This window comes from Dechloromonas sp. ZS-1, assembly GCF_039649255.1.
Taxonomy (GTDB): Bacteria; Pseudomonadota; Gammaproteobacteria; order Burkholderiales; family Rhodocyclaceae; genus Azonexus.
Genome location: NZ_JBDIYD010000003.1, coordinates 401,881 through 425,936, shown reverse-complemented (window position 1 = coordinate 425,936; position 24,056 = coordinate 401,881). Strand labels below are relative to the sequence as shown.

The window sequence follows — 24,056 nt, the reverse complement described above, 5'->3', positions numbered from 1 at the left end:
GGAGGGCTTCAGCGCTTGAGTGCGGCGAGGCGCAGGCCGAGGCGCAGGAACTCTTCCCACAGGTTGCCCTGGCCAATCCCCTTGGCCAGCTGGTCGATCTTGCCGGCATGCCGTAGCGCCCCTTCAAGGGCGGCGGTCGACAGCCTTTGCAGGGCTTTTTTTACCGCTACCTGGCGCGGTCCCCAGACCTTCGCGTCTTTCAATAACTGATCCAGCGGCCGTCCTGCATCCAGGCCCGCCCGGATTGTGCACAAGGCCCGGATTTCCTCGCTCATCGCCCAGAGCACGAGCGGCGGCGCTTCTCCTTCCTGCATTAGGCCATCCAGCGTGCGCGTCAGACGCGCCACATCGCCGGCGAGCAGGGCTTCGCGCAAGCCATCGAGATCGTAGCGGGCCACGTTGAGCACGGCATCGCGTACCTGTTCCAGCGAGAGCTTGCCGGCCGGATAAAGCAGCCCCAGCTTCTGGATTTCCTGATGGGCAGCGAGCAGGTTGCCTTCCACGCGCTCAGCAATGAACTTCAGGCCGTCCATGTCGACGGTTTGCTGCTGGCGGCGTAGCCGGCCTGCAATCCAGCTCGGCAATTCGAGCAGCGGCGGGGCGTTCAGTTTGAGTGCAACCCCGGCATTGACCAGGGTGGTGAACCAGGCGGCTTTTTCTTCCCGCCAATCGAGTTCCGGCAGGGTGATGAGCAGCAGGGTGTCGGACGAGAGGTTCTGGCACCACTGCTGCAGGGCGGCGCTGCCGTCCTTGCCCGGCTTGCCCCCCGGAATGCGCAGGTCGATCAGTTTCTTGTCGCCGAACAGCGAGAGATTGCCACCGGCAGCCAGCAGTTGGCCCCAGTCGAACTGCGGCAGCACGGTCAGGACTTCGCGTTCGCTGAAGCCTTGCTGACGTGCCTTGGCGCGAATGGCGTCGGCAGCTTCGAGAACGAGCAGGGGCTCGTCCCCGTAAAGCACGTAGAGCGGGCGCAACTCGCGTTCGAGATGCGCGCCGAGCTGTTCTCCTTTGAGCAGCATTTACTCGTCGTCGGCCTCAAGGTCCGGATTACGTGGTTTGACGATGCTCAGGCGACGCATGATCTGGTTGACCAGATCGTTGTTCATGTCGCGCCAGAGCAGCCCGGCTTCGAGATCCTTGGCCAGCACGTTGGAGTCGTCGAAACTGATATCCCGCGAGAGCTGGATCTCGTTCGGCGGCACCAGCACACGGCCCTTGGCATCCACGACGCGGAAGGCATAGGTCAATTGCAGGCGGTATTCCCGCACCCGGCCCTGGGCATTCACGCTCAGGATGGTTTGCTGCCGGCTGTCGTTCAGCTGCTGGAAAACGGCTTCAGCCTGACTGGCTTCCTCCACGATCCGGGTCGTGCCGCCGGCGCTGATGTAGCGCTCCAGCCAGATGCGGACATCCGAGGTTTCCGGCAGCGCGATCATCAGCGTTTTGTAGGGCATCGCTGCGCCGCCTGAACCGCGCAGGTGGAAACCGCAGCCTGCCACGACGAGCGTGGCAAGCAGCGCGATCAGGAGGAGCAGACGCTGGCGCATGGGCGACCTCAGACGACGATATTGACCAGGCGGCCCGGCACGACGACCACTTTCTTCGCCGGCTTGCCTTCCATGAACTTGACGGCACCTTCGGACGCCAGGGCGAGGGCTTCGATGCTGGCTTTGTCGGCTTCGGCGGCGACCCGGATCGAACCGCGCAGCTTGCCGTTGACCTGCACCATCAGCTCGATTTCGTCCTGCTTCAGGGCGGCCGGATCGGCCTTCGGGAAGACTGCGCGACCGGCATCGGCGCCCGGCTTCAGCTCGGCATAGAGGGCCTGGCCGATGTGCGGCACGATGGGGAAGAGCAGCAGGGTGACGGCTTCGAGCAACTCCTGGCCGAGAGCGCGGCCGGCGGCATCGGCCAGATCGGTCTTGTCGTAGGCGTTGAGGAGCTCCATCACGGCGGCGATGGCCGTGTTGAACTGCTTGCGGCGACCGTAGTCATCGGCCACTTTCTGCATGGTCTGGTGCAGCTTGCGGCGCAGGTCGGTCTGGGCGGTGGAGAGGCCGTCATTGCTGACGCAGGCCACGCTCAGGCCCTGTTGCACATGATCGTGCACCAGTTTCCACAGGCGGCGCAGGAAGCGGAAGGCGCCTTCGACGCCGGCATCGGACCATTCCAGGGATTGATCTGGCGGCGCGGCGAACATCATGAACAGACGGGCGGTATCGGCACCGTATTGCTCGATCAGGGCTTGCGGGTCGACGCCGTTGTTCTTCGACTTCGACATCTTCTCGGTGCCGCCGATGATCACCGGCTGGCCGTCGGCCTTGAGGGTGGCACCGGTCGGGCGGCAGCGCTCGTCGGTCACGACATCGACATCGGCCGGGTTCAACCACAGCTTCTTGCCGTTTTCGCCTTCGCGGTAGAAGGTCGGGGCGACGACCATGCCCTGGGTCAGCAGGTTGGCGAAGGGCTCACCCAGATCACCGATCAGGCCGACATCGCGCATCAGCTTGGTGAAGAAGCGCGAATAGAGCAGGTGCAGGATGGCGTGCTCGATGCCGCCGATGTACTGGTCGATCCCGCCCTTGCACCAGTACTGGACGCGTTCGTCGACCATGGCCGTGGTGTTGTCCGGGCAGGCATAGCGCAGGAAGTACCAGGACGACTCGAAGAAGGTGTCCATGGTGTCGGTTTCGCGCTTGGCATGGCCGCCGCACTTCGGACAGGTGGTTTCGTAAAATTCGGGCATGCGGGCCAGCGGCGAACCGGCGCCGGTGATCTCGACGTCTTCCGGCAGGACGACCGGCAACTGGTCGTCCGGCACCGGCACATCGCCACAGGTCGGGCAGTGGATGATCGGGATCGGGCAGCCCCAGTAACGCTGGCGGGAAATGCCCCAGTCACGCAGGCGGAACTGCACTTTCTTCTCGCCCAGGCCCTTGGCGGCGAGGTCTGCTGCCACGGCGTCAACGGCGGCTTCATAAGCCAGGCCGTCGTACTTGCCGGAATTGACGCAGGTGCCTTTGGTCTTGTCGCCGTACCACTCCTGCCAGCCGTCGAGGCTGAAGGTCTCGCCTTCGGCGGTGATGACTTGCTTGATCGGCAGGTCGTATTTCTTGGCAAATGCGAAATCGCGCTCATCGTGCGCCGGCACGGCCATCACGGCACCGTCGCCGTAGCTCATCAACACGTAGTTGCCGACCCAGACTTCGACTTGTTCGCCGGTCAGCGGATGCGTGACGAAAATGCCGGTCGGCAGCCCTTTCTTTTCCATCGTGGCGATGTCGGCTTCGGCGACACCGCCCTTCTTGCATTCTTCGATGAAGGCGGCGAGTTCCGGATTGTTCGCGGCGGCGCGGGTGGCCAGCGGATGCTCGGCGGCGACGGCGACGAAAGTGACGCCCATGATGGTGTCGGCGCGGGTGGTGAATACCCACAGCTTCTCGTCGGCATTGTCGGCCAGCGGGAAGGCGAAGCGCACGCCGGTGCTCTTGCCGATCCAGTTCTTTTGCATCAGGCGGACCTGTTCCGGCCAGCCTTGCAGGTTGTCGAGTTCGCTGAGCAGTTCTTCGGCGTAAGCAGTGATCTTCATGTAATACATGGGGATCTCGCGCTTTTCGACCAGGGCGCCGGAGCGCCAGCCACGGCCGTCGATCACCTGCTCGTTGGCCAGCACGGTGTGGTCGACCGGGTCCCAGTTCACGGTGCCGAGCTTCTTGTACACCAGGCCCTTTTCATAGAGGCGGGTGAACAGCCACTGCTCCCAGCGGTAGTACTCGGGGGTGCAGGTGGCCAGCTCGCGTTCCCAGTCGATGGCAAAGCCAAGCGACTTCAGCTGCTGCTTCATGTATTCGATGTTGGAGTAGGTCCAACCCGCCGGCGCCACATTGTTGGCCAGTGCGGCGTTTTCAGCCGGCATGCCGAAGGCGTCCCAGCCCATCGGTTGCAGTACGTTGAAACCCTGCATCGCGTGGAATCGGGAGAGCACATCGCCGATGGTATAGTTCCGCACATGCCCCATGTGCAGTTTGCCCGACGGATACGGGAACATGGAGAGGCAGTAGTATTTCGGCTTGGTGGCGTCTTCGACGGCGCGGGCTGCGCCAGTCTTGTCCCAGTGCGCCTGGGCGGCGCGTTCGATGTCGGCGGGGAGGTATTTGTCCTGCATGGGGATGTCGCTAAGTGGCGTCGAATGATCGATAATCGGTCAATTATACCGGCTGAGCATGCTTGGAGAGGCAAAGATGGCGAAGGGGCGACATCACCTGCAACGTGGGGCGGCGATTTTGGCTGCGGTTTTGGCCGTTGGCGTCACGTCGACCGTCGGGGCCGCGCCGAATGCGCGCATCGAGACCGTGCAGGCACCGGCCTGGCTGCTGCGCGGGGGCGAAAAGCTGCCGCTGGAGGCCGGGACGCAACTGAAGAACCGTGACCGCATCCTGACCGGCGCCGAGGCCCGTGTGGTGGTCGAGTTCGCCGATGGGTCGGCGTTCCGGATCGGCGAGCGCTCCGAAGTGCTGGTCAACGCGATGCAGCAGGCCGGGGGGCGCTTCTCCGGTGGGATCGATCTCAAATCCGGCGATCTGCGCCTGATTTCCCATGATTACGAAGAATCACCGGTCAAGCGGGCGATCAATGTCCGTTTTGGCGAGGTGGTCGCCGCTGTGCGCAGCGAAAGCGATCTGACCGGTACGGCCGACAGCGCACGTGATGCCGTGGCCTTGCGCGATGGCGCGGCGGTGTTCAGCCATCCGATGGCGGCGGAAAAGACCGAGCTCACTACGCCGCTGTCCGTCTATGAAGCGCGTCACGGCGAAGCGCCCACCGTTCAGACCATTGATCGTTTCGAGGGCGCGACCTGGGGCCTGCGTACCCAGCCCTTCTACGACGGCGGCTCGCAGCAAAAGCAGGGGCGCTGGTGGTTGCGCTTTGGCGTCTTCGAGAAAAACGAGGTGCTGGCCCTGCACGACCGCCTGCGTGCGGCCGGCTTCGCGCCACGCATCGTGCCGCAGGCGGTGGCCGGCGGTCATCGCTATGAATTGCGCCTGTTGAATCTGGTGACGGAGCGCGAAGCGCAGTCACTGGCCGAGCGTCTGGTCGCATCCTTGCAACTGCCGCTCGCCGAGATTCGGCAGAAACCTTGATCAAAGAAGGCGACGCTGCGGCGTCGCCTTGTAGTCGGCAGGCGGCCTATGCAGCCTGCCGATGCGGCCATCAGGCAGCTTTTTGCTGGCCGTACAGGTTGCCCCAGGCGTTTTGCCAGAAGCGGTAGGTGTTCTGCGCGGCCATCAGCGAGAGCATCGACATCCGGTTCTGGTGGTGCCACATCCAGGACAGGCGCGGGGCCGGGGTCAGATTGTATTGCGGCACGCTGCCGGTTTCGTCTTCGACCAGGGCGAGCAGACGCTCCAGTACCAGGCCGTAGTATTCGGAACCCTCGGTCTTGCCGGTCAGGTATTCCGCTTCGGAGACGGCGCGGCGCCAGAGTTTGAGGGCCAGTTCGTCGCTGATGCCGGCCTTTTTGGCGATCCAGGGAAGGATCTTCGGTGCATTCATGCTGTTCTTCATGGTGGGACTCCTGCTTGGTGTGGCGGTGACCACGTATTCCTGAGACGCCTTGTGGGCAAAAAAGTTTTGTGCACTGCAATATTTTTTACGCAAGTATACTCTCGGGGCGTCACGAAATAGTAAAAAAACGTGCGTTTGAACCCGCGGGTGTGCGTTTACGCAACATATTGGTATGACCAATTATCCCGTTGTTTTATGCTTTTGTTTTGTAACCGATTTTTGAGTGATTGGTGATGTCGGATCTCCTTGCAAACCTGAACCCCGAACAACTCCAGGCAGTGACGCTGCCGCCGGTGCATGCCCTGATCCTGGCCGGGGCGGGGAGTGGTAAAACGCGTGTGCTGACGACGCGCATCGCCTGGCTGATTTCAACCGGCCAGGTCGGGCCGCATGGTTTGCTGGCGGTCACCTTTACCAACAAGGCCGCGAAGGAAATGACCGCCCGCTTGTCGGCGCTGGTCCCCGTGAATGTGCGCGGGATGTGGATCGGGACCTTCCACGGCCTGTGTAATCGCTTGCTGCGCGCGCATTACCGCGAGGCGGGCCTGCCGCAGGCCTTTCAGATTCTGGATTCGGCGGATCAGCTGGCGATGGTCAAGCGTCTGCTCAAGAACCTCAATATCGACGACGAAAAGTATCCGCCGCGCGAGCTGTGCCATTTCATCAATGCGCACAAGGAGCAGGGGCTGCGCGCCGCACAGGCCGAGGCCTACGACAGTTTTACCCAGAAACGCGTCGAGTTTTACGCCGAGTACGAGGCGCAGTGCAATCGCGAAGGCGTGGTCGATTTTGCCGAGCTGTTGTTGCGCTGTTATGAATTGCTGCAGCGCAACGAACCGCTGCGCCGCCACTATCAGGATCGCTTCCGTCACATCCTGGTCGACGAGTTCCAGGATACGAACCGTTTGCAATATGCCTGGCTCCAGTTGCTGGCCGGGGGCGGCGGTAAAGTCTTTGCGGTGGGGGATGACGATCAGTCGATCTACCGTTTCCGGGGCGCCGAGGTCGGCAATATGCGCGAGTTCGAGCGTGATTACGCGGGCGACAACATCATCCGTCTGGAGCAGAACTACCGTTCGCACGGCAATATCCTGGCGGCGGCCAATGCGTTGATCAAGAACAATCAGGACCGCCTGGGCAAGAACCTGTGGACGGCGGCGGGCGATGGCGAGCCGATCCGTGCTTTTGAGGCCTATTCCGATCTGGATGAGGCGCGTTTCGTCGTCGATGAAATCCGCGAGCTGGTCCGCGATGGGGCCTCGCCGACGCAAATCGCCATCCTGTATCGGTCCAATGCCCAGTCCCGCGTCATTGAAAACGAGCTGTTCACGAAGAATGTGCCCTACAAGGTGTATGGGGGGCTGCGCTTCTTCGAGCGTCAGGAAATCAAGCATGCGCTGGCCTATCTGCGTCTGCTGACCAATCCGGATGACGACACGGCCTTCCTGCGCGTGGTCAATTTCCCGACGCGCGGCATTGGGGCGCGTTCGCTGGAAAATCTGCAGGCTGCGGCGCATCAGACCAATTCCAGCCTCTACAACGCCGCCGCCTCCCTGACCGGCAAGGCCGGGCAGGCTGTGGGGGCCTTCATTCGCCTGATTGAAGGCCTGCGCCAGGAAACTGCCAATCTGCCGCTGCCGGAGATGGTCGAGCATGTGATCGAGCGTTCCGGCCTGACGCAGCATTACCGCACCGAGAAGGAAGGGCAGGACCGTCTGGAAAACCTGGATGAACTGATCAACGCCGCCGCCAGCTTCGTCGATGACGAAGGGGCCATCGGTGAAGGCGGCGCATTGGTTTCCTTCCTGACCCTGGCTTCGCTGGAGGCCGGCGAGCACCAGGCGGGCGAAGGCCAGGAGGCGGTCCAGATGATGTCCGTGCATGCGGCCAAGGGGCTTGAATTCGATATCGTCTTCATCACCGGCCTGGAGCAGGGGCTCTTCCCGCACGACAATTCGGTCAATGAAGGTCGCGACGGCCTGGAGGAAGAGCGCCGTCTGATGTATGTGGCGGTGACCCGGGCCCGCCAGCGCCTCTACATTTCCTGCGCCCAGACCCGCATGCTGCACGGTCAGACGCGCTACTGCACGCCGTCCTCCTTCCTCGATGAGATTCCGGACACGCTGCTGTTGCGCTTGAACAAGCGGGCCGCGCCGGAGCCGGTTTATGGCACTGGGCGACGGTCGACCGCCACCCGCTACGAAGAATCGCCTGCGCCGGGCGGCCTGCGCATCGGCCAGACGGTGGCGCATGCCAAGTTCGGTGTCGGGGTTATCGTCGCGACCGAAGGGCGCGGGGCGGATGCCCGCGTGCAGGTCAATTTCGGCGGTGGCGTCGGGATGAAGTGGCTGGCCTTGGAGTACGCCAAGCTGACGCCCTGCTGAACTCAGAGCGTATCCAGCTGACGTCGAAGCTGCGCTGCCTGGCTGCGGATTGCTTCACGTTCGGCCGGGCTGAGCCGATCCAGGTTTTTCAGGGGCATCGCCATGCGCGGGTTCTGCCGGAAGCGTTCGGCATGGCGGCTCAGAAAGTCCCAATAAAAGGTGGTGAACGGGCAGGCGTCGGGGCCGGTGCGCTGCTGCGGCTGGTAGCGGCAGCCCTGGCAGTAATTGCTCATGCGCTTGATGTAGGCGCCGCTTGCGCAGTAGGGCTTGCTCGTCATGCCCGGCCAGGCGTGCAGCGCCATGCCCAGGGTATTGGGCGCTTCTACCCAGTCGACCGCGTCGACATACACGGCGAGATACCAATCCGCGACCTGGGCCGGATTCAGGCCGGCAATCAGCGCGAAATTGCCGGTCACCATCAGGCGCTGAATATGGTGGGCATAGCCGTATTCCAGCGTCTGCCGGGTGGTCGCTGACAGACAGCGGGCCTGCGTGTTGCCTGTCCAGAACCAGGCTGGCAACGGCGTGTCGTGGCCGTATTGATTGGCCCGGGCGAGGTGCGGCATCTGGCGCCAGTAAATGCCGCGCACGAATTCGCGCCAGCCGAGAATCTGCCGGATGAAGCCTTCGGCTGCGGGGAGCGGGACCCGCCCGGCGGCATGGGCGGCGAGTACGGCGTCGATCACCGTGCGCGGATGAATCAACTTCAGGTTCAGGGCGGTCGACAGCAGTGAATGCCACAAAAACGCCTCGTCCTCCCACATCGCATCCTGCCACTGGCCAAAGGCGGGCAGGCGATGCCGGACAAAGTCATCGAGCGCGGCCTTGGCCTGGGCTGGGGTGACCGGCCAACCAAAGCGGTCAAGGCGCCCCGGATGGCGAGGGAAGTGCTGTTCAACATCGGCGAGCACGTTTTGGGTGATTGCATCCGGTGCAAAACGCAGCGCTTCGGGGACCATGCCCGGCCCCTGGCGGCCGAAGGCCTGACGGTTGTCCGCATCGAAATTCCACTGGCCGCCCAGCGGCTGGCCGTCCTGCATCAGGATATGGTGGCGTTTGCGCTGCCAGCGGTAGAAAAACTCGAGGCGCAGATTGGGCTTCTCGCCCGCCCAAGCCATGAAGTCATCGAGCGAGCACAGGAAGTGCGGATCCGGACGAATCAGGAGCGGGCAGCCGGCGGCATCGCAGGTCTGCTGCAGACTTTCCTGGACGCGGTGATCGCCGGCCTCCAGCATGACCACGGCGCGCGTGGGCGTGGCCCGAATGGCCGCCGCCAGTGCGCTGGCCAGATCGGCGTGCGGGTGCATGCCCAGCTGCAGGTAATCGAGGGGCTGGCCTGCCGCCCGGAAGGCCGCCGCGCGATGCCGCATGCCGGCCAGAAAGAGCGCGATGCGTGCCTTGTGACTCCAGGCGTGGGTGGATTCGACCGGTGCCTCGATCATCAGGAGCCGATCGCGTGCCGGATCAAAATCGACCAGCAGCGGATGCGGGTCCGGATGCAGCTGGTCGCCGAGGATCAGGAACAGCCGGCTCACGCCGCGCCTTTGATCCGGCAGGCGCTGGAGCAGTACTTGACCGAGGCCCAGGTGCGCGCCCACTTGCGCCGCCAGGTCATCGGGCGGCCGCAGACGAGGCAGGGCTTGCTCGGGAGATGGGATTTGTTGCCAGGATGGTTCATGCGCGCTTGGAGTGGCGGCGGGCGCCGGAGTTCCGTGCTTGCGCCTGCTGCTTGGCGGGGGCGTGCATGGGGGCTAACGCCACCGCAATGCCCCACGGTAGATCGCGCCCGACCAGAGTGATACCCTCTTCTTTTCCCAGAATAATAATGAGGAGCACGTCATGCCACATGCCATCCGTATCCATCAGATCGGCGGTCCCGAGGTCTTGTCCTGGGAGCCGGTCGACGTGCCGTCACCGGCAGCCGGCGAGGTTCGGGTTCGCCAGGCGGCGGTGGGCTTGAACTATATCGATACCTACCATCGCACCGGCCTCTATCCGGTGCCGCTACCGTCCGGCCTTGGGCTGGAAGGGGCCGGGGTGGTCGAGGCGGTGGGCGAGGGCGTGACCGAGCTGCGGGTGGGCGATCGCGTGGCCTATGCCGGCGGGCCGATTGGCGCCTACGCCGAAGTGCGCAATATGCCTGCCCATCGGCTGCTGATCCTGCCGGACAGCATCGATTTCGACACGGCGGCCGCCATGATGCTGCAAGGGCTGACGGCGGCGTATCTGCTGCGCCGGACTTTCCCGGTACAGGCGGGCGATGCCGTGTTGGTCCACGCTGCGGCAGGCGGCGTTGGGCTGATTGCCTGTCAGTGGGCGAAGGCGCTCGGGGCAACGGTGATCGGCACCGTTGGCTCGGCGGCCAAGGCTGAGCTGGCGCGGGCGCATGGCTGCGATCATGTGATCAATTACAGCGAAGCCGCCTTTGCGCCCCGTGTGCGCGAGCTGACGGGCGGTGAGGGCGTGGCGGTGGTCTACGACGGGGTCGGTCAGGCCACTTTCGCCGGCTCTTTGGACAGCCTGCGTCCGATGGGGATGATGGTCTCCTTCGGCAATGCTTCCGGGCCGGTGGCGCCGGTCGACCTGATCCAGCTGTCGCAAAAGGGCTCGCTGTTCATCACGCGTCCGACCCTGATGAGCTACACCGCCAAGCGCGAGGACCTCGTGGCCCTGGGGGCGGCGCTCTTCGAGGTGGTGGCGAACGGTCAGGTGAAGATCGAAGTGCATCAACGCTATGCCTTGCGTGATGCAGCGCAGGCGCATCGTGATCTCGAGGCGCGCAAGACCACCGGTTCGACCGTGCTGGTGCCGTGATGGCCAAGCTCAAAGCGGGATTGCTGTCGCTGCGCGACCTGTTTGCCACGGCCTGGTGGATTTTCCTGATCGTCGGCATTGGTTTTGTCGTGGCCTATCAGTTTGTCGAGCCGGCGCCACCGCGCCACATCGTGATCACGACGGGGAGCGAATCCGGCGCCTACTATCAGTTTGCCCAGCGCTACGCGACCATTCTGGCGCGTCATGGCATCACGCTCGAGGTGAAGGCTTCGGCGGGCTCGCTGGATAACCTCGCGCGCCTCAAGGAGGATGCCGCGCAGGTGGGGTTCGTCCAGGGGGGCGTGATCGAGCCGCCGGACGATCCGGAGAATGAAGAGGACAACGGCCTGCGTTCGCTGGGCAGCGTGTTCTATGAACCGGTCTGGGTCTTCTATCGGGGCGACAGGAAACTGGAGCGTCTGACCGAGCTGCGTGGCAAGCGCATCGCCATCGGTCAGGAAGGCTCGGGGGTACGCCAGTTGGCACAGCAACTGCTCAAAGCGAACGAAATTGCCGTGGGCAGCAATCTGGTGGCCCTGTCCGGTCTTAAAGCGGCGGAGGAGCTGCAGCAAGGGCGGATTGATGCGGCTTTCATCATTGCCTCGGAAAAAGCGCCGGTCGTGCAGGTGCTCCTGCGTTCGCCGGGCGTCAAGCTGATGAGCTTTTCGCAATCAAGCGCCTATCAGCGCCGCTTTCCCTTCCTGACCAAGTTGACCTTCCCACACGGGGTGGCGGATCTGGTCCGCGATTTCCCGCCTGAGGATATTCGTCTGCTGGCACCGACCGCCAACCTGATCATCCGTGACGATCTGCATCCGGCCCTGCAGACCCTGCTCCTGCAGGCTGCCAGCGAAGTGCATGGGAAAACCGGCTTCTTCCAGGATGCCGGCGAGTTCCCCGCCTACAAGGACCAGATGCTGCCCTTGTCTCCCGAGGCGGCGCGTTACTACAAGTCGGGGCCGCCCTTCCTGCAGCGCTATCTGCCCTTCTGGCTGGCGGTCCTGGCAGATCGGCTGATCGTCCTGCTGGTTCCGCTCTTTGCCCTGATGATCCCGCTGCTCAAGATTGCGCCGGCGGTGTACACCTGGCGTGTGCGCTCGAAGGTCTTCCGCTGCTATGGCGAACTCAAGTTCCTCGAGGACGATCTGAAAAATCACTTCGATCCCGAGAAATTGGGTGACTATCGCGCCCGCCTCGATGCGCTGGATGACGAGGCAGCTCAGTTGCACGTGCCGCTGGGCTTCACCGACCTGGTCTATACCCTGCGCGAACACGTGAATCTGGTGCGCAGCATTCTGGCCAAGCGGGAGGCGCAGGCATGAAGGCGTTTCTCGTGGCCAATCCGAAGGGCGGTTCCGGCAAGAGTACGCTGGCCACCAACCTGGCCGGTTACTTTGCCGCGCAACGGCATGAGGTGATGCTGGGCGACATCGATCGCCAGCAGTCTTCGCGGGCCTGGCTGGGCATCCGGCCTTTCGAGCTGCCCACCATCGAAACCTGGGAAATCGGTCACGACCACATCGCGCGGCCGCCCAAGGGGACGACGCATGTCGTGCTCGATACGCCGGCCGGTTTGCACGGCAAGTTGCTCGACAAGGTGCTGAAGCTCTCCACGCGGGTCATCGTGCCGGTGCAGCCCTCCATGTTCGACATGCTGGCGACTCGCCAATTCCTTGAAGAACTGCTGGCCGAAAAAGCCGTGCGCAAGGGCAAGGCCGACGTCGCGGTGATCGGCATGCGGGTCGATGCACGGACGCGTGCGGCGGGCGAGCTGGAGCGGTTTTTTGCCACCTTCGACCTGCCGGTGCTGGCCTATCTGCGCGACACGCAGGTTTATGTCCAGGCCACGGCCGCCGGCATGACCTTGTTCGACCTCCCGCCTTCCCGTGCCGAGCGCGACATCGAGCAGTGGCAGGCGATCATCGATTGGGCCGAACGAGGCTGAGCGCTTGTCCGGTGCGCGCCAGTGCGCCGGACTGTCCGGGCCGAGCGGGGTGATCCGCCAATTTGCCTGCTTGCCGACGGTCGACCGTCGGGCAAGCGCCTATTTCATCGCTTTGAGCCAGGCCAGCGATTGGCGGTAGCTGTGCCGGATCTGGGCCGCGTCGTAGCGGTGTTCGCTGCCCACCGGGCAGGCCAGACGGGCCAGGCAGCCTTCGGCACAGGCTGAGCCCGGGCGCAGACGTTCGCCGGCGCAGCGGCTCAGATCGAAGTGCGGACCGCTCAAGGCGTCGGCCGGGCAGGCAGAGACGCACCGACGCGCCGCGCAGGTCGGACAGGCCGCGTTGGGTGCAGCCTGAGGCGTGGCCGGAAAATCGGTATCGGCCAGAACAACGGCCCGATAGGCATGCCAACTGCCCCAGGTCGCATCGACCCCGATCATCATGGGCGAAGGATGATGCCAGCCGGCCAGGCTGCCCAGGGCCTGCAGCCCGACGGGCGCCGGTCCGGGGTAGAGCAGGTGGTGGCGGGTGTCGCCCAGCCAGCGCTGGAGCGTCTGGACAGTGTGCGCGTCGATCGGGTCCGGGCCGGGCGGCCGCTGGCGCTGGACGGCCACCCACAAGGCCCGCCCGGCGTGGCCGATCAGGATCAGCTGGCGGTAGCCGGTATCCGGCAGATGCTGGCGGAGGCCGGCGGGCAGGTCGGCGAGCGGGAAGACATGCTGGCGATTCAGGCCGGCACAGTCGAGTTCGAGAAAGTCGCGGGGCGGCATGGCAAGGTGCTCAGAGCCCGACGGTCAACGGCCCCAGATAGGCCGGATTTTCCAGTGCATCGAGAAACCAGGCCAGGGCGCGTCCGATCTGACGCGAGCGCCAGGCGATATGCAGGGGCATGGGCTGGCGCCGCTCGGCCAATTGCTTCTCGACCAGATGGCCGGTGGCGAGTTCCGGTTCGGCCAGCCAGCGCGGCAGGTAGCCGATGCCCAGGCCGGCCACCTGGGCGGCCGCCTTGGCGGGCATGTTGGGCACGCGCAGGATGTCCTGGCCGTCGAGCAGGCCGACGCTGCGTGCCCGCAGTTCCTGTGAGGTATCGGCGATGACGATGGCGCGGTGGCGGCGCACTTCGCTGTTTGGAATCGGCTCCGGCACGCTGGCCAGAGGGTGGTGCGGGGCAATGGCAAAGACGAAATCGGTGCGTGTGCACAAGAGGCGCGAACTGATGCCGCTGCGTGGCGGCATGTCGCCGGGGGCCGCGATGGCCAGGTCGGCGCGGTCGGTGGCCAGGGCATCCCAGGTGCCGCCCAGGACCTCCTGCGAGAGGCGAATCTGGGTGCTGTGACCGGCCGCATAAAAGGCATCGAGCAGTGGATAAATGCGTTCGACCGGGACGATGCTGTCGATGGCAATGCGTAGCTCGGCCTCCCAGCCCGTTGCGATGCGGCGGACGCGGCGCTCCAGTTCGCCGGCGGCGCGTAGCAGGTGGCGGCCATCCTCCAGCAGGGTGCGCCCGGCTTCATTGAGCGTGGCGCGTCGCCCCTCCCGGATGAAGAGTTGCACATCGAGATCGCTCTCCAGCTTGGAGACGGCGTGGGAGAGGGCGGACGGCACGCGATGCAGGGCGGCGGCGGCGGCCGTGAAGCTGCCATGGCGGTCGATGGCGTCGAGAATTTGCAGCAGTTCGAGCGAGATCTTCATGTGAAAAATATTGAACGGAATGTCCAGAATAATTCGCTGGAATGCCCTGAACTGTACGCCTAACATGTCCTCAAAGCTACAGAGATTATTCAAGAGGATTCATCATGATTGTTCGACGCCCTGCCGAAGCCCGCGGTTTTGCCGACCATGGCTGGCTGGTTGCCCGGCACAGCTTCTCCTTCGCCAATTACTACGACCCGGATGAAATGGGCTGGGGCGTGCTGCGCGTGATCAACGAGGACCGTGTGGCACCGGGCACCGGTTTCGGCATGCACGGCCACCGCGACATGGAAATCGTGACCTACATCCTGGATGGTGCGCTGGAGCACAAGGACAGCCTGGGCAACGGGGGCGTCATCCGGCGCGGCGAAGTGCAGCGCATGAGTGCCGGCAAAGGCATCCTGCACAGCGAGTTCAATCCCTCTGCCGAGGCCGAGACCCATCTCCTGCAGATCTGGATCGAGCCGGCCCGGCGTGGCACGACGGCCAGCTACGAGCAGCAGCCCCTGGCCGTCGAGGCCCTGCAAGCCGGCTGGCGCCTGGTGGCCTCGCCGGATGGTGCGGATGGCAGCACCACGATCGGCCAGGATGCACGCCTCTGGGCGACGCAGATTGCCGCCGGGCAGGCGCGGGATATCGCCCTTGCTCCCGGCCGTCTGGCCTATCTGCATGTGGTGCGCGGTCAGTTGCAGCTGAATGGCCTGACGTTGCGTACCGGCGACGGTGCCAAGATCGCCGATGAAACCGAGTTGCACCTGAGCGCGGCAGAAGCGAGCGAAGTGCTGCTCTTCGATCTGCCGCCGGCCCCCTGATTTTTCCCTCCCCCCTCCTCCCTGACAGTTGAAAGGATTCACCATGAGCAAGATCGTTGTCGTTTTCCATTCCGGCTACGGCCACACCCGCCGCGTTGCCGAGCAGGTTGCCGCCGGCGCCCAGGCCGAACTGCTGGCCATTGATGCCGAAGGCAATCTGCCGGAAGGCGCCTGGGACACCCTGGCTGCTGCCGATGGCATCATTTTCGGTACGCCGACCTACATGGGCGGCCCGAGCTGGCAGTTCAAGAAGTTCGCCGATGCTTCGTCCAAGGCCTGGTTCACCCGTGCCTGGCAGGACAAGGTGTTCGGTGGTTTCACCTGCAGCGCCAGCCTGATCGGCGACAAGGGCGCGACCATGATGGCGTTGCAGACCCTGGGCTCCCAGCATGGCGGTCTGTGGGTCAGCCTCGGCCTGATGCCGAGCAATGCCACCGCCTCGACCCGTAACGATGTGAACAGCCTGGGCGGTTCCGTGGGCCTGATGGTGCAGTGCCCGTCCGATGCCGGTGCCGACCAGATCCCGCAGGGTGACCTCGATACGGCCACCCGCTACGGCGAGCGCGTTGCCGCCATCGCCGCCCGCCTGCGCGCCTGATGCGACGATGCACCGGCCGATGCGGGCCGGCCGGTGCGCTGCTATAGTGAAGGCATTGGCCTTCTCCTGCCGGAGCCCGCATGTCACTGACCGCTTCCCTCGCTGATCTGTCCGTTCTTCTGGTCGAGCCTTCTTCAATGCAGGCCGGACTCGTCACCCGCATGTTGCAGCACCAGGGTGTCCGCAGCATCCATACCGTGGGCGAGGGGAATGCCGCCCTGGCAGCCCTCTCCGAGTCTCAGGAAGGCTGGGTCGTGATCAGCAGCCTCTACCTGCCGGACATGGCGGGGACGGATCTGGTCATGGCCATGCGCGACGACGCGGCACTGGAAGCCGTTCCCTTCATCCTGATTTCCAGCGAGATCCGGCCGCAGGTGCTGGAACCGGTGCGCCAGTCCGGCGCCTGCAGCATCGTTGCCAAGCCTTTCAACGAACAGCAGTTGTCGCGCGCCCTCTATGCCGCTGCCGACTATCTCAATCCGCCGGATGACATCGACGCCGCAGACATCGAAAACCTGCGCGTGCTGCTGGTCGATGACAGCATGGCCTCGCGCCGGCACATCCTGCGCCTGCTGGCTGAACTGGGTATCACCCGCGTCGTCGAGGCCGAGAACGGGAAAGCCGCGGTGGCCTTGCTGCAGGAAACCATGGTCGATCTGGTGATCACGGACTACAACATGCCGGAAATGGATGGCCGGGAACTGACTGAATACATCCGCACCCAGAGCTGGCAGAACACCGTGCCGGTCTTGATGGTGACCAGCGAACAGAACATGGGCCGCCTGGCCGCTGTGGAGCGGGCCGGCGTGTCGGCGATCTGCGACAAGCCGTTCGAGGCCGGCAGCATCAGGAAACTGATCGCCGAGTCCTTGCTGCGATAAGCCGGATGACCCCTTGCCGCCCGACGAGGATCAGGGCGAGCAGGCCGAGCAGGGGATCGAAGAGCGCATCCCACAGATTGGCGAAGAGGCCGCAGGCATAGCCGGCCAGATCCACTGCCAGGATCCACAGCCAGACCGACTGGCCGCGCCAGGCCAGCGCACCGGCCACCGGGACAAGCGCGGCGAGCAGCGCCCAGGGCTGATAGCCCAGCCCGTACGGGTCGAAGGGCCCCCAGCCGCTCGTCGTCAGATAGAACGGCACCATGCAGAACAAGAGCCCCCTCGCCTGAACGACTCCAAACGGTGAGGGCGTGCGGTTGGCCAGTTGCAGCAGCGCCAGTTGCAGCAAGGTCAGCGAGGGGGCACCGAAGAAACCGTGCATGACCGGGGCAATCCCGGCAATCAGCGCGATGGCGGTGGCCGCGAGTGCCACGCGCGGGCGCAGTTCGCCCAAGGGCAGCAGGGCGGCCAGGGCGCCGAAGATGAGGCCGTGGGCGAGCAGGCCGTAGGCCGCTGTCAGGGTCATGCTCATGCTGCTTCCCCCCGCAGCCAGGCCGGTGTGAAGACAAGGTGGCGCAGGCCTTGGCCGCGTTCGCGATAGATCAGGTGCACCCGGCCATCTCGGGCGGTCAACAGGGCGGGAAAGGCAAAATCCGAGGCGCCTTCGGCTGCTTGGCTGAGCGTTCGGGCGGCCTGCCAATGCACGCCGTCGTCCGCCGAAAGCCAGAGGGCCAGCGTGGCGCTGTCGCCGGCCGGGTGGCCGGCCAGCAGCAGACGGCCATCCTGCAGACGGGTCAGGGCAAAGGGCGCGCGCGCCAGGGCCAGATCGCTGGTTTCGCCGGCTTGCCAGGCGAGGCCGGCGTTGTCGCTGATCTGGCGTTGCAAGTGCGGGGTCGCGTCCGCACGCAGCAGTGCCAGGGCGCGCGTCGGGCTGAGCGCGGTGACCGCCAGATGATGCACGTCGGTATCGCTGGCCAGCCGTGATTTCTCCAGTAGCTGGCCGCTTGGGCTGAAGCGGAACCAGGCGGCGTCGCCGCCGGACAGGCCGCTCAGGCCAAGGCCGCCATCGGCGAGCGGCAGGGCCGGCGCGACGGGGCGGTATCCGCTCGGCGTGCCGGTGTTGAGACGGCGGGGCGGCTGCCAGCGCTTGCCGCTGTCGGTGGATTCGAGGTGATGCATTTCGGCCAGGGCGCGGGCGTCGACCGCATGGGCGGCGTACCAGAGGTGCAGCCAGCCGCCTTCGGCGTGCAGGACCGGGGCATCGATGCGCCGGCTGAAGGCAAAGGTGCTGCCGGCGGTGCTTTCGCGGTTGGCGATCAGGCCGGGCGCTTGCCAGCCATTGCGTTCCAGGATGCTGAAGGCAATGGCCGGCTGTTCGCCGGGCAGCGACCAGGCCGCAGCGAGGCGACCGTCGGCCAGCTGGGTCAGGCTGGCGCTTTCAGCGTCCTGGCTTTCCGGGATGCGTTCGCCGTGCAGGGCTGGCGGCAGGGCGCTCTCCTGCGGGGCGTCGACCAGCCAGTGCGGGGCGTCGCTGGTCGGGATGCGGCTCAGCGCGGCGGTCAGGGCCAGGGCGCAGGCCAGGAGCGGCAGCAGGCGGGGCGCGAGGCGGCGGAGCGTGTCAGGCAAGGGCATGGCGGGATGCGCGGCGGCAGGTGGGGTCAGGGACGAGGGCCGCAGGAACGGCGCCGGGCATTCTAACGTGAGTGTTTGTGAAAATGCCTGCTTGCCGACGGTCGACCGTCGCCAGGCAGGCATTTTCAGTTCAGCAGCCGCGATAGACCGGGGCGCGTTTGGCCATGAAGGCATCGATGCCTTCGCCGGCATCTTCGCTCATCATGTTGCAGGCCATCACTTCGGCGGCGTAGGCATAGGCATCGTCGAGGTTCATCTCCAGCTGTTCGTAGAACATGCCTTTGCCCATGCGCACGGCGACGGCGCTCTTGGCCAGGATGCTGCCAGCCAGGCGTTCAATCTCGGCATCCAGCGCATCGGCCGGGACCACGCGGTTGACCAGGCCCTTGGCGCGCGCTTCCATGGCGTCGATGAATCCGCCGGTGAGGAGCATTTCGAGTGCGGCCTTGCGGCCCAGATTGCGCGCCAGCCCGACGGCCGGGGTCGAGCAGAAAAGTCCGACATTGATGCCGGAAACGGCAAATTTGGCGACATCGGCGGCGACGGCCAGGTCGCACATCGAGACCAGCTGGCAGCCGGCTGCCGTGGCGATGCCATGCACGCGGGCAATGACCGGTTGCGGCATCTGGGTGATCGTCAGCATCAGTTCGCCGCATTGCTTGAACAGCGCCTGCATGAAGGCCTTGTCGTGATTGGCACGCATTTCCTTCAGGTCATGCCCGGCGCAGAACGCCTTGCCGGCACCGGCAATGACCACGACGCGCACGGTCTCGCTGCCCGCAATGTCATCCAGCTCGGTTTGCAGGGCGGTCAGCATATCGACCGAGAGCGAGTTGAACTGGCTCGGGCGGTTCAGGGTCAGGGTGGTCAGCCCGTCGGCGCGGTCGGAACGAAGAACGAGGGCGTTCGGGTCGTGTGCTGTATCGGTCATGCTGTCTCCTCATGTGTTTTTAGGTGAATTCAGGAGCGTACCGCAGGGCTCGCTGCATCGCCAGCCTCCTCGCTGCGGGAGGCCGACGGTCGACTGCGGTATTGCATTGGAATGCGGGCAGGGGGCTGCTAGGATGCTCGCCTCACGCTTCAGGAATCCAGGCGATGCGTCGCTATTTTTCGTTGTCTCACATGGCCGCCGGCTTTATTGCCGTGCTGGTCGGATTTACCAGTTCTGCCGCCATCATCTTCTCGGCGGTATCGGCGCTGGGCGCGACTCAGGCCGAAACCACCTCCTGGTTCTGGGCCCTGGGTCTCGGCATGTTCGCCACCTCCGTCGGGCTTTCCCTGCGCTTCAAGGCGCCCATTCTGACCGCCTGGTCCACCCCGGGGGCGGCCTTGCTGGTGACGGCCTTGGCCGGTGTGCCGATGGCGGAGGCGATTGGTGCCTTCCTGTTTTCCTCCCTGTTGATCGTGCTGTGTGGCGTATTCGGGCTGTTCGATGCGCTGATGAAGCAGGTTCCGAAATCGTTGGCGGCGGCGCTGCTGGCAGGTGTGCTGGCGCGCTTTGGGCTGGAACTCTTTGTGTCCCTGCGCGCTGAACTGGCGCTGGTCGGGCTGATGCTCGGCGTCTATCTTGCCGCGCGCCGCTGGCTGCCACGCTACGCCGTGCCGCTCGCCTTCCTGGCCGGACTGGCCTGGGCAGCTGGCGGCGGAATGATCCGGGTGGCGGCGATCGACCTGGCGCTGGCTGTGCCGGTCTGGACCACGCCGCAGTTTTCGCTGTCGACGCTGATCGGCGTCGGCCTGCCGCTTTTTGTGGTGACCATGGCCAGCCAGAATGTGCCCGGCCTTGCCGTGCTCCGGGCCAATGGCTACACGACCCCGGCCTCGCCGCTGATCACCTGGACCGGCGTGGCCGGCCTGGTGCTGGCGCCTTTTGGCGGCTATGCCCTGAATCTGGCCGCGATCACGGCCGCCATCTGCATGAGCCCGGCGGCCGATCCTCGCCCCGAGGAGCGTTATCGGGCCGCCATCTGGGCCGGCCTGTTTTATCTGGGGACGGGGATTTTTGCCGCCACCGTGACCAGTTTGTTTTCTGCCCTGCCGCATGCGCTGATTGCCGCCATTGCCGGGCTGGCCCTGCTCGGCACCATCGGCAACGGGCTGGCGGGGGCCTTGGCGGACGAGGTGGAGCGGGAGGCGGCACTGGTGACCTTTTTGTGCACCTTGTCCGGCATTTCCCTGTTCGGGATCGGCAGCGCTTTCTGGGGGCTGCTCCTGGGGATGGCGGTGCGTCGCATGTTGCGTCCGCGTTAGGGCAGGGCGCAGGTAAAATAGCGCCCCATGACTTCCCCGCGCTACGTTCACCTCCGCCTCCACTCCGAATATTCCGTCACCGATGGCATCGTCCGCATCGGTGATGCCGTCAAGCGGGCGGCCGGCGACGGCATGCCGGCCATGGCGCTGACCGATCTGGCCAACCTCTTCGGCCTGGTCAAGCTGTACACCGGCGCCCGTGGCAAGGGGGTCAAGCCGATTGCCGGGGCGGATTGCTGGATTGCCAATCCGGATGCGCCGGAGTCGCCGTACCGGCTGTTGCTGCTGGTGCGTAACCGTGAGGGCTATCGTCAGCTCTGCGAGCTCCTGACCAAGGCCTATATCGCCGAAGGGCGGCGCGATCGGGCGGAAATTCGCCGCGAGTGGTTTGCCGAAATCGGGACCAGCGGTTTGCTGGCGCTGTCCGGGGCGCATCTGGGCGACGTTGGCGAAGCGCTGCTCAACGGCAATTTCGATCTGGCGGGCGAGCGTGCCCGTGCCTGGTCGGCGATCTTTCCGGATGCCTTCTACCTGGAAGTGCAGCGCTATGGTCAGCCGCAGCAGGAGGCCATGGTGCAGCAGACGGCCGATCTGTCCGGTGAAACGGGCATCCCGCTGGTCGCCACGCATCCGATCCAGTTCATGGAGCGCGACGACTTCCAGGCGCACGAGGCCCGGGTCTGCATTGCCGAAGGCTATGTGCTGGGTGACCATCGCCGGCCCAAGATCTACACGCCGGAGCAGTATTTCAAGTCGCAGGACGAGATGTGCACGCTCTTTGCCGATCTGCCCGAAGCGCTGGAAAACACGCTCGAGATCGCCAAGCGGTGCAATATCGAACTGACGCTCGGCAAGAACTTCCTGCCTTTGTTCCCGACGCCGGATGGCATGTCGCTGGATGATTTTCTGGTGCAGGAAGCCAAGGCTGGCCTGGAAAAGCGCCTGGAAGAACTCTATCCCGACCCCGTGCTGCGCGAGCAGAAACGGCCGGAGTACGAGGATCGCCTGGCGTTCGAGTGCAAGACCATCCTGCAGATGGGCTTCCCGGGCTACTTCCTGATCGTGGCGGACTTCATCAACTGGGGCAAGGCCAACGGCGTGCCGGTCGGCCCCGGCCGGGGTTCCGGTGCCGGCTCGCTGGTCGCCTACTCGCTGCGCATTACCGACCTGGATCCGCTGCAATACGCGCTGCTCTTCGAGCGCTTCCTGAATCCGGAACGGGTTTCCATGCCCGACTTCGATATCGACTTCTGCCAGGACAACCGCTGGCGGGTGATCGAATATGTGCGTCAGCGCTATGGCGCCGAGGCGGTGTCGCAGATTGCGACTTTCGGCACGATGTCCTCGAAGGCGGTGATCCGCGACGTCGGTCGCGTGTTCGGGCTGCCCTATTCGATGTGCGACCGCATTTCGAAACTCATCCCCATCGTCCAGAACAAGCCGGTCTCGCTGTCGGAGGCGCTGGAGCAGGAGCCGGCGCTCAAGGACATGATGGAAGACGAGCAGGATGGCGAGACCATCCGCGAACTCTTCGATCTCGCCGGTCGACTCGAAGATTTGACCCGAAATGTCGGCATGCATGCCGGCGGCGTCTTGATCGCGCCGGGCAAGATCACCGATTTCTGCCCGATCTATCAGGCGACCGGCGCGGATGCGTCGCCGGTCTCGCAGTTCGACAAGGACGACGTGGAAAAGGCCGGTCTGGTGAAGTTCGACTTCCTGGGCCTGCGCAACCTGACGATTATCGAACTGGCGGTCGAGTACATCCGCCGCATGACCGGCGAGAAGCTCGATCTGATGTCGCTCGGCTTCGACGACCCGGGGGCCTACCAGATTCTGAAGGACGCCAATACGACGGCGATCTTCCAGGTCGAATCGGAAGGCATGAAAAAGCTGCTGAAGAAGCTCGCGCCCGACCGTTTTGAAGACATCATCGCTGTGCTCGCGCTCTATCGTCCCGGCCCGCTTGGCTCCGGGATGGTGGATGACTTCATCCTGCGCAAGAAGGGTCAGCAGAAGATCGATTACTTCCACCCCGACCTCACCGCCTGCCTGTCGCCAACCTATGGCGTCATCGTGTACCAGGAACAGGTGATGCAGATCTCGCAGATCATCGGCGGCTATACGCTGGGTGGCGCCGACATGCTGCGCCGGGCGATGGGTAAGAAAAAGCCCGAGGAAATGGCCGCGCACCGCGCCACGATTGCCGAGGGGGCGAAGAAGCAGGGCTACGATCCGGCGCTGGCCGAGCAGTTGTTCGACCTGATGACCAAGTTTGCGGAGTACGGCTTCAACAAGTCGCACACCGCCGCCTATGCCGTGGTGACTTATCACACGGCCTGGCTCAAGCGTTACCACTGCGCGGCGTTCATGGCCGCCACCTTGTCGTCCGATATGGACAACACCGATACGGTGAAAATCTTCTATGAAGACACCATCGCGAACAAGGTGAAGATGCTCGGGCCGGATGTGAATGCCTCGCAGTACCGCTTCGAGCCGGTCGACCGCGAAACCATTCGCTACGGCCTGGGGGCGGTGAAAGGCACCGGCGAGCAGGCGGTGAATGTGATTCTGGAAGCGCGCGCCAAGGGCGGGGCCTTCAAGGATCTCTTCGATTTCTGCAAGCGCTGCGACAAGCGCATGGTCAATCGCCGCACCATCGAGGCCCTGATCCGTGCCGGTGCGTTCGACAGCATCGATGCAGACCGGCACAAGCTGCTTGCCTCGGTCGGCGTGGCCATGGAATTCGCCGAGCAGGCCGAGCGCAATGCCATGCAGACCAGCCTCTTCGATATCGCCGAGGTAGCCGAGGAGCATGCGCCCGAGTATGTGAACGTCAAGCCCTGGGATGAGCGCGAGCAACTGATGCAGGAGAAGACCGCCCTGGGCTTCTTCTTCTCCGGCCATCCCTACAACACCTACAAGAAGGAATTGAGCCGTTTCGTGCGTCGACCGCTGGCCCGTCTGGAGCCGGCCAAGGAGTTCACGGTGATTGCCGGGGTCGTGGTCGGTATCCGCACGCAGATGACGCGCCGGGGCAAAATGCTCTTCGTCCAGCTCGACGATGGTACGGCGATGGTGGAAGTCTCGGTCTTCAACGAACTCTTCGAAGCCGAGCGCAGCAAGATCGTCACCGACGAAATTCTGGTGATTGAGGGCAAGGTCCGCCACGATGATTTCTCCGGCGGCAATAGCGTGGTTGCCGAGCGCCTGCTCACCCTGGGCGAGGCGCGCGCCCGTTTTGCCAAGCATCTGCTGCTCAAGATGAATGGCTCGGCCGATGCCAAGAAACTCAAGTCCCTGCTCATGCCCTTTGCGCCGGGACCGGCGACGGTGCGGGTGCGCTATCGCAATGCGGATGCCGAGTGCGAACTGGTGCTGGGCGAACGGGCCCGGGTGCGGCTCGATGATCTCCTGCTGGAGGCCTTGGGCGAATGGCTGTCGCCCGAGAACGTCGATATCGTCTACAACACCTGATCGCGGAC

Annotated in this window: 21 protein-coding genes; 10 read left to right on the top strand and 11 right to left on the bottom strand. The window is 64.5% G+C overall.

Annotated elements, in window-relative coordinates; translation table 11 throughout:
* Nucleotides 1–8: 8 nt before the first annotated feature.
* From holA to leuS, 3 genes are read right to left on the bottom strand one after another with little or no spacing between them, the layout of a single operon-like run.
* Entirely contained in the window at nt 9–1,019 is a 1,011-nt protein-coding gene (gene holA / locus AACO21_RS07175; protein WP_346191821.1) for a DNA polymerase III subunit delta, read from the bottom strand.
* On the bottom strand, nt 1,020–1,547 hold the full coding sequence (lptE, locus tag AACO21_RS07170) for an LPS assembly lipoprotein LptE (protein WP_346191820.1): 528 nt from the start codon (nt 1,545–1,547) through the stop codon (nt 1,020–1,022). It abuts the gene before it with no gap.
* Nucleotides 1,548–1,555: 8 nt separating this feature from the next.
* Complete coding sequence (gene leuS, locus AACO21_RS07165) at nt 1,556–4,165, bottom strand: leucine--tRNA ligase (protein WP_346191819.1); 2,610 nt, start codon at nt 4,163–4,165, stop codon at nt 1,556–1,558.
* 76 nt (nt 4,166–4,241) lie between these two features.
* On the opposite strand from leuS, the gene AACO21_RS07160 reads away from it, so the two are divergent.
* Nucleotides 4,242–5,141 carry a FecR domain-containing protein gene (locus AACO21_RS07160; RefSeq protein WP_346191818.1) on the top strand — a complete coding sequence of 300 codons (900 nt, stop codon included), beginning with the start codon at nt 4,242–4,244 and terminating at the stop codon, nt 5,139–5,141.
* Between the two features lie 70 nt (nt 5,142–5,211).
* Here AACO21_RS07160 and AACO21_RS07155 read toward each other — a convergent pair whose 3' ends face one another.
* Nucleotides 5,212–5,565: a hypothetical protein gene (locus AACO21_RS07155; RefSeq protein ID WP_346191817.1), complete on the bottom strand. Its 354-nt coding sequence runs from the start codon at nt 5,563–5,565 to the stop codon at nt 5,212–5,214.
* Between the two features lie 233 nt (nt 5,566–5,798).
* Here AACO21_RS07155 and AACO21_RS07150 point away from each other — a divergent pair, with 233 nt between their 5' ends.
* Nucleotides 5,799–7,949, top strand: a complete 2,151-nt coding sequence (locus AACO21_RS07150) for a UvrD-helicase domain-containing protein (protein WP_346191816.1) — start codon at nt 5,799–5,801, stop codon at nt 7,947–7,949.
* A 2-nt stretch (nt 7,950–7,951) separates the two neighbouring features.
* Here the strand turns inward: AACO21_RS07150 and AACO21_RS07145 are convergent, their stop codons facing one another.
* On the bottom strand, nt 7,952–9,484 hold the full coding sequence (locus tag AACO21_RS07145) for a cryptochrome/photolyase family protein (protein WP_346191815.1): 1,533 nt from the start codon (nt 9,482–9,484) through the stop codon (nt 7,952–7,954).
* Nucleotides 9,481–9,627, bottom strand: a complete 147-nt coding sequence (locus AACO21_RS07140; RefSeq protein WP_346191814.1) for a DUF2256 domain-containing protein — start codon at nt 9,625–9,627, stop codon at nt 9,481–9,483. The genes AACO21_RS07145 and AACO21_RS07140 overlap by 4 nt, the downstream gene beginning before the upstream one ends.
* Before the next feature lie 161 nt (nt 9,628–9,788).
* Between AACO21_RS07140 and AACO21_RS07135 the strand changes: the two genes are divergently transcribed.
* The 3 genes from AACO21_RS07135 to AACO21_RS07125 are packed head-to-tail and all read left to right on the top strand — an operon-like array spanning nt 9,789 to nt 12,708.
* Nucleotides 9,789–10,763 carry a quinone oxidoreductase gene (locus tag AACO21_RS07135; RefSeq protein WP_346191813.1) on the top strand — a complete coding sequence of 325 codons (975 nt, stop codon included), beginning with the start codon at nt 9,789–9,791 and terminating at the stop codon, nt 10,761–10,763.
* Nucleotides 10,763–12,085, top strand: coding sequence for a TAXI family TRAP transporter solute-binding subunit (locus AACO21_RS07130; protein ID WP_346191812.1), 1,323 nt, complete (start codon nt 10,763–10,765; stop codon nt 12,083–12,085). The genes AACO21_RS07135 and AACO21_RS07130 overlap by 1 nt, the downstream gene beginning before the upstream one ends.
* Nucleotides 12,082–12,708 carry a ParA family protein gene (locus AACO21_RS07125; protein ID WP_346191811.1) on the top strand — a complete coding sequence of 209 codons (627 nt, stop codon included), beginning with the start codon at nt 12,082–12,084 and terminating at the stop codon, nt 12,706–12,708. The genes AACO21_RS07130 and AACO21_RS07125 overlap by 4 nt, the downstream gene beginning before the upstream one ends.
* 99 nt (nt 12,709–12,807) lie before the next feature.
* Here AACO21_RS07125 and AACO21_RS07120 read toward each other — a convergent pair whose 3' ends face one another.
* Complete coding sequence (locus AACO21_RS07120; protein WP_346191810.1) at nt 12,808–13,476, bottom strand: hypothetical protein; 669 nt, start codon at nt 13,474–13,476, stop codon at nt 12,808–12,810.
* 10 nt (nt 13,477–13,486) lie between these two features.
* Nucleotides 13,487–14,398, bottom strand: coding sequence for a LysR family transcriptional regulator (locus tag AACO21_RS07115; RefSeq protein ID WP_346191809.1), 912 nt, complete (start codon nt 14,396–14,398; stop codon nt 13,487–13,489).
* Between the two features lie 104 nt (nt 14,399–14,502).
* On the opposite strand from AACO21_RS07115, the gene AACO21_RS07110 reads away from it, so the two are divergent.
* From AACO21_RS07110 to AACO21_RS07100, 3 genes are all read left to right on the top strand, one after another.
* A complete protein-coding gene (locus AACO21_RS07110; protein WP_346191808.1) occupies nt 14,503–15,210 on the top strand; it encodes a pirin family protein in 708 nt (235 codons plus the stop codon).
* A 43-nt stretch (nt 15,211–15,253) separates the two neighbouring features.
* The gene (locus tag AACO21_RS07105; RefSeq protein WP_346191807.1) at nt 15,254–15,808 is read left to right on the top strand and encodes a flavodoxin family protein; all 555 of its coding nucleotides are present in this window, start codon (nt 15,254–15,256) and stop codon (nt 15,806–15,808) included.
* Between the two features lie 80 nt (nt 15,809–15,888).
* Nucleotides 15,889–16,689: a response regulator gene (locus tag AACO21_RS07100; protein WP_346191806.1), complete on the top strand. Its 801-nt coding sequence runs from the start codon at nt 15,889–15,891 to the stop codon at nt 16,687–16,689.
* Here the strand turns inward: AACO21_RS07100 and AACO21_RS07095 are convergent.
* The 3 genes from AACO21_RS07095 to AACO21_RS07085 all read right to left on the bottom strand — a co-directional run bounded on the left by AACO21_RS07095 (nt 16,655) and on the right by AACO21_RS07085 (nt 19,252).
* Nucleotides 16,655–17,221: a hypothetical protein gene (locus AACO21_RS07095; protein ID WP_346191805.1), complete on the bottom strand. Its 567-nt coding sequence runs from the start codon at nt 17,219–17,221 to the stop codon at nt 16,655–16,657. The genes AACO21_RS07100 and AACO21_RS07095 overlap by 35 nt on opposite strands.
* Nucleotides 17,218–18,321 (bottom strand): exo-alpha-sialidase, encoded by a 1,104-nt coding sequence (locus tag AACO21_RS07090; protein ID WP_346191804.1) that lies wholly within the window; start codon nt 18,319–18,321, stop codon nt 17,218–17,220. The genes AACO21_RS07095 and AACO21_RS07090 overlap by 4 nt, the downstream gene beginning before the upstream one ends.
* Nucleotides 18,322–18,451: 130 nt before the next feature.
* A complete protein-coding gene (locus AACO21_RS07085; RefSeq protein ID WP_346191803.1) occupies nt 18,452–19,252 on the bottom strand; it encodes an enoyl-CoA hydratase in 801 nt (266 codons plus the stop codon).
* Between the two features lie 164 nt (nt 19,253–19,416).
* Between AACO21_RS07085 and AACO21_RS07080 the strand changes: the two genes are divergently transcribed.
* The gene (locus AACO21_RS07080; RefSeq protein ID WP_346191802.1) at nt 19,417–20,571 is read left to right on the top strand and encodes a benzoate/H(+) symporter BenE family transporter; all 1,155 of its coding nucleotides are present in this window, start codon (nt 19,417–19,419) and stop codon (nt 20,569–20,571) included.
* A gap of 27 nt (nt 20,572–20,598) precedes the next feature.
* On the top strand, nt 20,599–24,048 hold the full coding sequence (gene dnaE, locus AACO21_RS07075; RefSeq protein ID WP_346191801.1) for a DNA polymerase III subunit alpha: 3,450 nt from the start codon (nt 20,599–20,601) through the stop codon (nt 24,046–24,048).
* Nucleotides 24,049–24,056 lie beyond the last annotated feature (8 nt).

Coding starts and splice junctions, on each gene's coding strand:
- AACO21_RS07140 (WP_346191814.1), bottom strand. CDS start 9,627: ATGAACCATCCTGGCAACAAATCCCATCTCCCGAGCAAGCCCTGCCTC.
- AACO21_RS07130 (WP_346191812.1), top strand. CDS start 10,763: ATGGCCAAGCTCAAAGCGGGATTGCTGTCGCTGCGCGACCTGTTTGCC.
- AACO21_RS07155 (WP_346191817.1), bottom strand. CDS start 5,565: ATGAAGAACAGCATGAATGCACCGAAGATCCTTCCCTGGATCGCCAAA.
- AACO21_RS07150 (WP_346191816.1), top strand. CDS start 5,799: ATGTCGGATCTCCTTGCAAACCTGAACCCCGAACAACTCCAGGCAGTG.
- AACO21_RS07135 (WP_346191813.1), top strand. CDS start 9,789: ATGCCACATGCCATCCGTATCCATCAGATCGGCGGTCCCGAGGTCTTG.
- leuS (WP_346191819.1), bottom strand. CDS start 4,165: ATGCAGGACAAATACCTCCCCGCCGACATCGAACGCGCCGCCCAGGCG.
- lptE (WP_346191820.1), bottom strand. CDS start 1,547: ATGCGCCAGCGTCTGCTCCTCCTGATCGCGCTGCTTGCCACGCTCGTC.
- holA (WP_346191821.1), bottom strand. CDS start 1,019: ATGCTGCTCAAAGGAGAACAGCTCGGCGCGCATCTCGAACGCGAGTTG.
- AACO21_RS07115 (WP_346191809.1), bottom strand. CDS start 14,398: ATGAAGATCTCGCTCGAACTGCTGCAAATTCTCGACGCCATCGACCGC.
- AACO21_RS07120 (WP_346191810.1), bottom strand. CDS start 13,476: ATGCCGCCCCGCGACTTTCTCGAACTCGACTGTGCCGGCCTGAATCGC.
- AACO21_RS07095 (WP_346191805.1), bottom strand. CDS start 17,221: ATGAGCATGACCCTGACAGCGGCCTACGGCCTGCTCGCCCACGGCCTC.
- dnaE (WP_346191801.1), top strand. CDS start 20,599: ATGACTTCCCCGCGCTACGTTCACCTCCGCCTCCACTCCGAATATTCC.
- AACO21_RS07105 (WP_346191807.1), top strand. CDS start 15,254: ATGAGCAAGATCGTTGTCGTTTTCCATTCCGGCTACGGCCACACCCGC.
- AACO21_RS07160 (WP_346191818.1), top strand. CDS start 4,242: ATGGCGAAGGGGCGACATCACCTGCAACGTGGGGCGGCGATTTTGGCT.
- AACO21_RS07125 (WP_346191811.1), top strand. CDS start 12,082: ATGAAGGCGTTTCTCGTGGCCAATCCGAAGGGCGGTTCCGGCAAGAGT.
- AACO21_RS07085 (WP_346191803.1), bottom strand. CDS start 19,252: ATGACCGATACAGCACACGACCCGAACGCCCTCGTTCTTCGTTCCGAC.
- AACO21_RS07100 (WP_346191806.1), top strand. CDS start 15,889: ATGTCACTGACCGCTTCCCTCGCTGATCTGTCCGTTCTTCTGGTCGAG.
- AACO21_RS07110 (WP_346191808.1), top strand. CDS start 14,503: ATGATTGTTCGACGCCCTGCCGAAGCCCGCGGTTTTGCCGACCATGGC.
- AACO21_RS07080 (WP_346191802.1), top strand. CDS start 19,417: ATGCGTCGCTATTTTTCGTTGTCTCACATGGCCGCCGGCTTTATTGCC.
- AACO21_RS07090 (WP_346191804.1), bottom strand. CDS start 18,321: ATGCCCTTGCCTGACACGCTCCGCCGCCTCGCGCCCCGCCTGCTGCCG.